The organism is Helicobacter pylori, from assembly GCF_014496485.1.
In the GTDB taxonomy this organism is placed as follows: Bacteria; Campylobacterota; Campylobacteria; order Campylobacterales; family Helicobacteraceae; genus Helicobacter; species Helicobacter pylori_DD.
Genome location: NZ_JACTAX010000020.1, coordinates 1 through 5808, shown reverse-complemented (window position 1 = coordinate 5808; position 5808 = coordinate 1). Strand labels below are relative to the sequence as shown.

Sequence of the window (5808 nt, the reverse complement as noted above, 5' to 3'; positions counted from 1 at the left end):
TTTCATTTTGAAAACCCATAAAATACTCCTTGGTAAAATTTGTTTTAAATTCTGCTATAATCGGTCGTTCAATGTTTTTTAATGTTCTTTATCTTTTTGGCATGGCGTTGTTCCTCCTTGTTGTGGTTTTAATTTTGCTTAAAGTTTTCATATCTATTACCCTTAAGATCATCTTGAAGGCGGTAAGCGCCATTAAAAATACAGCCGGTCAATATTTCTTCAATTTGCGATAATTCCGCATTCTTTAGCGCTTCTCTAGGCGTTTCAATGATCAGTTTAGTTTGCGATAATCGCACCCACTCTAACGCTTCCTCTCTAGATTCAAAACTCCCCAATTCCCCAATATGGTTGAGAAACTGCTCGCTCATGGGTCTATCTCCATATCAATCACAAGATCAAAGGTAACATAAAGCGACTGAACGCTCAAAGAATCCCCAACAATAAAGGTAAAATCAAGCGTGTCATCAAGCGTGTTGTGTTGGATATTGTCTATTAACGCATAGTTAAGCTCTAATTTTTCTACTTGCTTTATCGCTATTACGATGTCTTTAGAAAGAGAAGCGCTGATTTTTTCTAATTGTTTTAACAAATCTTTAGGCGGGATAAAACCACGCTCTATATCAGCGTCTATCACGCTTAAAATCGTTCTTTTATCCACTACCTTATCACGCTTTAAATCGTTAGCGATTTTGTTGATTTGAAGGTTTTGTTTGTAGCTTTGTTTTGACGCTTTCTTTTTTTCTCGCCATTCAATGACTTCCCTCTCTTCTTGTTCTATGTCTGCAACATCAAAGATTTTAGGAAAACCATAACGATTTTTTTTCGCTCTGATAAAACTTTTAATACTATCTTCAAGATGCTCGCGAAAATCATCAAAACCATCGCTAGATTGCGGCATATAAAACGCTTCTATTTGAGTTTTAGCCATTTCATTAAACTCCATGCCGTTATGTTTATCATGGTGTTTTGAAAAGAATGCGTTTAGCTTGTTTTTAAGATCGTTGAGGAATTGTTCTAATTGATTGGGTGTTGAGAATTTGATGTCTGAAAAGCTATCTTGTGTCTTGTCAAAGTCCTTACCTGGTGAAGCGTTGATTAATTCTATAGGGCATTTGCTTTCACAATAACAGATCGCTTGTTGGTTAAAGATTTGCGCTAACACCAATAAATAATCCCTTAAATTAAACACGATAGTAGGCTCATTAGCGAACACCAAAAAGCTCGTTTCTTCATTGGGTAAAAAAGGATCTTGCAGGTTGTCTTTTAAAGAGTTAAGCGTTTGAACAAACCCTATAAATCGCGCTTACTCTCTAAATACGATTGCAGCTTTTTCGCCCTTTCTGTATTCTGATTGGGGGTGTATCGGTATTTAGCGACAAACTCCTTACTAGACATAAAGTCTTTCACGCTCGCCTTAGCGTTATTCTTTAAAAATCTATCTATAAAATGCTTCCCCAATAAAAAACACAACCTCCTATAAAGGTAATTATTGCCTTTAAAGAAGTCCTTAATCAAAATGGGTTTATCCCAATCCACTTTAACAGATTTGTCCTGCCAGTAGATTAAGCGCGTTTTTAACTGAGCCAGTTTATCAGCGCTAGATTGAATGCAACCGCTTTTAGCTGCCCCTATCAGTAATTTTTGCTCATTATGATTGAAATCTCTGTAAAAAGCGTCTTTAAAGGGTTTAAAGGCTGAGATGATCCCAAAGGGTAGTCCGCTTTTGATTTTCTCACACGCCTTTTTAAGATCGCCGCTTCCAATCGTTTCGTTCTTAATAGCAGAAGCTTTCGTGCTAGAAACTTCAATGGCGCTGTTTTTAGTTTTAGAGGCTTTCTCTCTCCCAATAATCTCCTTAACGAATCGCTTCGCTCCATTTTGAGCCACTTTACTAGCCACAAAATCCTTTTCAAAATCTTGTAACAAATAGTAGTATCTGGTTGGCTTCCCGCTCTCATCATTCAATAACAATAAAAAATCATAATCCAATAACATGTCAAGTCCTTTTTTTAAAATTCATCATTAGCGTTATTTGACCTTATAGGGCTTGTAAGCTTTTTATCACTTTTTTAAAATCCTTTTTTGCAAAGCTCAACCCAAAAGCTTCTTCATGCCCGCCAGCTTGTATTAGAGGAATGGTTTTAATCTGGCTTAAAAAATTCCCACCACCTCTAGCGCTACCGCTATAACCATTTTTATTATCTTTATAGATACAAAGGGAGCGATTGAAAGGGTATTTTTTTAAAAAGTTATTAGCCACTAAACCGCTAACACCCACTTTAATAGAACAGCTTTCATCTAAGACAGCCACTAATATTTTGTTGCAAGAAAAAATTTGAGCGTTTTCTTCGCTTTCTTTCACCATTTTCTTTTTAATGTCGTTGTATCTTTTGAATTCCTTAACATTAAAGACGCTTAAGCGCGGATCGTTTATGGGATTGAAATGTTTTAAAACCAGATAATGCAAATAGCTATCATAACAACCCTTAAACTCTCTAGCCCCACTCAAACGGCTTAAAGCGTTGATGTAATTGATGCAATTAAAGCCGTATAAGTTAGAAATTCCATCTGAATCGTCTTGGGCTAAAGAAAGATCTTTATCTTTGAAAAAGCATTGAATGCGCTCATGTTTAACTGGCACTAAATTCAAAACCATATCCAAATTATCCCCGTTATCCAAATCAATGCGATCGCTTAAAAGCGTGATAGCGATCAATTCTTCTTCTAAAGGAGTGGTTTGTATTTGAAAGATTTGACTAAACACTAAAGCGCTTGTGAAAGCCCCGCTATAATAGTTAGCGTCTTTTTCATCATTCAGGTTAATGCAGGCGATTTTATTTCCATCAATCCAATCAATTTCAAAACTCTTATGGTGGTCTGTGATGATGCATTGTTCAAAATGTTCTAATAAGATTTCTTGCAATTGTGTATCAGCGGCTAAATCCGCCCCCAAATCAGCGCTAAACAATAAGGGGTCTTTTTGAAATTGGTTTTTAATGCAATTCAAGCGGACTAATTGGTTGGTTTTAGGGTTAAAGATACAAGGTTTAGACAATAAATCATTTATGGCTAAATCAGTGAAACCATAGCCATGCGCATTCCTTAAGGGGCTAAAGAAAAAGAAATCTTTAATACCCAATCTGTAACACATAGACATTAAAACGCTGCCAGCTAACATGCCATCACAATCATTGTCTGTATAGAAAACAATGGGGCGGTGTTGTTTGGCTTCTTTTAAGAAGTCTTTAAAAATCCTTTTCTTTGACGTCTTTAATAGCTCTTTTTTAGGCATTGATTATCCCTTTGTTGTTTTTATGCTTGATGATTTTCAATCACTCTAGATCAAAATCATCTTCACATTCCTCTTCATATTCCTCTTCTTGCCCCTCTATGTGTAAAACAGGCGTGATAATTTCATACAAAAAGTCGTGTCGCTTTTGGAGAGACTTCTCGTCCCACTTCCTATAGTCGCTATACAATTCTTTAGTGATGTCATAACAGCTAATCACTTTGCTTGGGTCTTTGCCACCATAAATTTTTCTTTTTTCATCAAAATCCCCATTTAAGGCTTTTGCGTTCTTTTTACGCTTTAAAAGGGTTAAATTCGCGATATTATTCACCCATTTTTCTCTTTTTTCTTTGTCAAAATCCGCGTTCCATTGACTGCCTCTTTTGGTCGTTTGGGGCAAAATATGCTCCACTTGGGTTTCGGCATCCATAGCGATAAAATGGGGTTTCTCTTCATCTGTTATAAAATAATTAGCTAGGGCTAAGACAGGGCGTAACCATTTGCTAGGATAAACAGAAGAGCTCTCCCATAAGTTATAGTGGTATTGGTTAAAGGTGTTATAAGATTCTATGTTGTCCAGTATAAGCTCTTGAATGGTTTCAATGCCCTTATTGCTTTTAACATTTTTGATAATGTTGATGCTCGTTTGCTTGATGCATGTGATCGTGCCTCCTGCAATCCAAGTTTGATAATAATAGGACACCAAAAGCCTTTTCAAAGCGTCAAAATCAGGGTATTTGACATAAAGGGGCTGTCGTTAAAATACTGGCCCAAAATCTGGAGGGAAGGTATCTTAATAAGTAAATGTATCGGTCTGGTTTTTTTAACAAATCGGTATAAGATTTCATAAAAGCGCTCACATCATAAATGAACTCGCAAGCGTCTTTTTTGCTGTCTTTGAACACCTTTTTTAATCCCTTATCGGCTCTCTTTTTAGAAGAACTAGGATCAGCGTATTCTAAATACATGTTAAAAAAGTCTTCCAAATCAATATCTATGCCTTCAACACTCTTGCAAGCTTCAACCAATTTGTCCCAAGTGGTTATAAAATCCTTACGCTTTTCACTATCTTGTTTGATTTCTTGCATCAAACTGGATTTTAAAATATCAATAGGGCTTAAGGGTTGGCCTCTGTCGTTTAACACTTGAAAGATTTGCATCGCGCTGTCTTGCTCAAAACAAATGATTCTGGTCAAAACAATGTGTTCATAAAACCACTTGACAAAATCATCCATATCGCTTATGGAACCATTTTTTATGCTTTCATTCAATAGCTCTCTAAAATAATAAGCGTTACGCAAATAAGTGTTTTCTTCAAATTTCTTATTCAACTCGCTCTTTTTAATGTTGTCTTCAAACTCCAAATTGTTTAACACCGTGTTTTCAAAAATGCTGTTGTAATTTTGAGCGGTTAAAAACTTCAGACGCTCTTTTCCTTTATCGTATTTATCATAAATACTCCCTTCAATAAAATCTTTAGATTTTTGCTCTAACCTGTGTTTATAAAGCCTTAAAATCGTGCAAGCCAGAATGATAAAACTCGTTAACCGCTGTTGGCCATCCACAACATCCCATCTTTTATCTTTTGGATTTTCAGCAATCACGATAGAGCCGCAAAAATACTCATCTTCTCTGTTGTTTGTATAGCTGCCCACCAAATCATCAATCAAAGCCCCTAAATGATCTTTATCCCACACATAAGGGCGTTGGTAATCGGGAACCTGGTAAAAATATTCAGCATCCACTAAAATTTGATAGAGTTTTTTTAACTCTACTTCTACTTTTGCCATCATTTCTCCTTTGAATTTAACTCTGTAAGCCCCACTGATTTAAAAATGGGGCTTATGGAATCAAATGGTTTAAAAATGTTGTGGCACGGATTAATGAGAGAGGGAATAAAAGAGGGAATAAAAGGGTTAATGCAAGAGGGAATAATAAAAAATAGGGGATTTTTAAATAGGTTTTTGTAAAAGCGATAAAAGTATGGTAGCGTTGCTTGATTGCTTGATTGCTTGATTGCTTGATTGCTTGAATGATAGAATGATAGAATGATAGAATGATAGAATGATAGAATGATAGAATGATAGAATGATAGAATGATAGAATGATAGAATGATAGAATGATAGAATGATAGAATGATAGAATGATAGAATGATAGAATGATAGAACACCATTTCTACCCATTTTTTGAAAAAAAGATTACTTAGAGTATTGTATCTAGCGGTGTTTAATCAATGGTTAATGATGCGTTTGATTTTAATGATGCACTTTATTTTATGAAATGTTTTATTTGATGATGCGTTTTATTTTTTAATGATATGTTTTTATCTTATTTTAATGATGTGTTTAATTTAAATTTAATGATGTGTTTAATTTAAATTTAATGATGTGTTAATTTAAATTTATGCTTAATCTTAAAGCTTTATTCTCTACCCCCTTTTCCAATCGCTCCCCCATCATTTCCAATCATTTTTATCCATTCCTTTCAAACTCTAAATTTTCTTTCAAACTCTAAATT

The 5808-nt window shown here is 35.0% G+C and carries 2 protein-coding genes and 2 pseudogenes; all 4 read right to left on the bottom strand.

From position 1 onward, the window contains the following. Nucleotides 1–128 precede the first annotated feature (128 nt). The 4 genes and pseudogenes from IC572_RS07845 to IC572_RS07555 all read right to left on the bottom strand — a co-directional run bounded on the left by IC572_RS07845 (nt 129) and on the right by IC572_RS07555 (nt 5464). A pseudogene (locus IC572_RS07845) lies at nt 129–1995 on the bottom strand (hypothetical protein). A gap of 43 nt (nt 1996–2038) precedes the next feature. After that, nucleotides 2039–3292 carry a DHH family phosphoesterase gene (locus IC572_RS07565; RefSeq protein ID WP_187855750.1) on the bottom strand — a complete coding sequence of 418 codons (1254 nt, stop codon included), beginning with the start codon at nt 3290–3292 and terminating at the stop codon, nt 2039–2041. A gap of 40 nt (nt 3293–3332) precedes the next feature. Further along, nucleotides 3333–5079 (bottom strand): annotated as a pseudogene (locus IC572_RS07560) (DUF262 domain-containing protein). A 52-nt stretch (nt 5080–5131) separates the two neighbouring features. Further along, nucleotides 5132–5464, bottom strand: a complete 333-nt coding sequence (locus IC572_RS07555) for a hypothetical protein (RefSeq protein ID WP_187855748.1) — start codon at nt 5462–5464, stop codon at nt 5132–5134. Between the last annotated feature and the right edge of the window lie 344 nt (nt 5465–5808).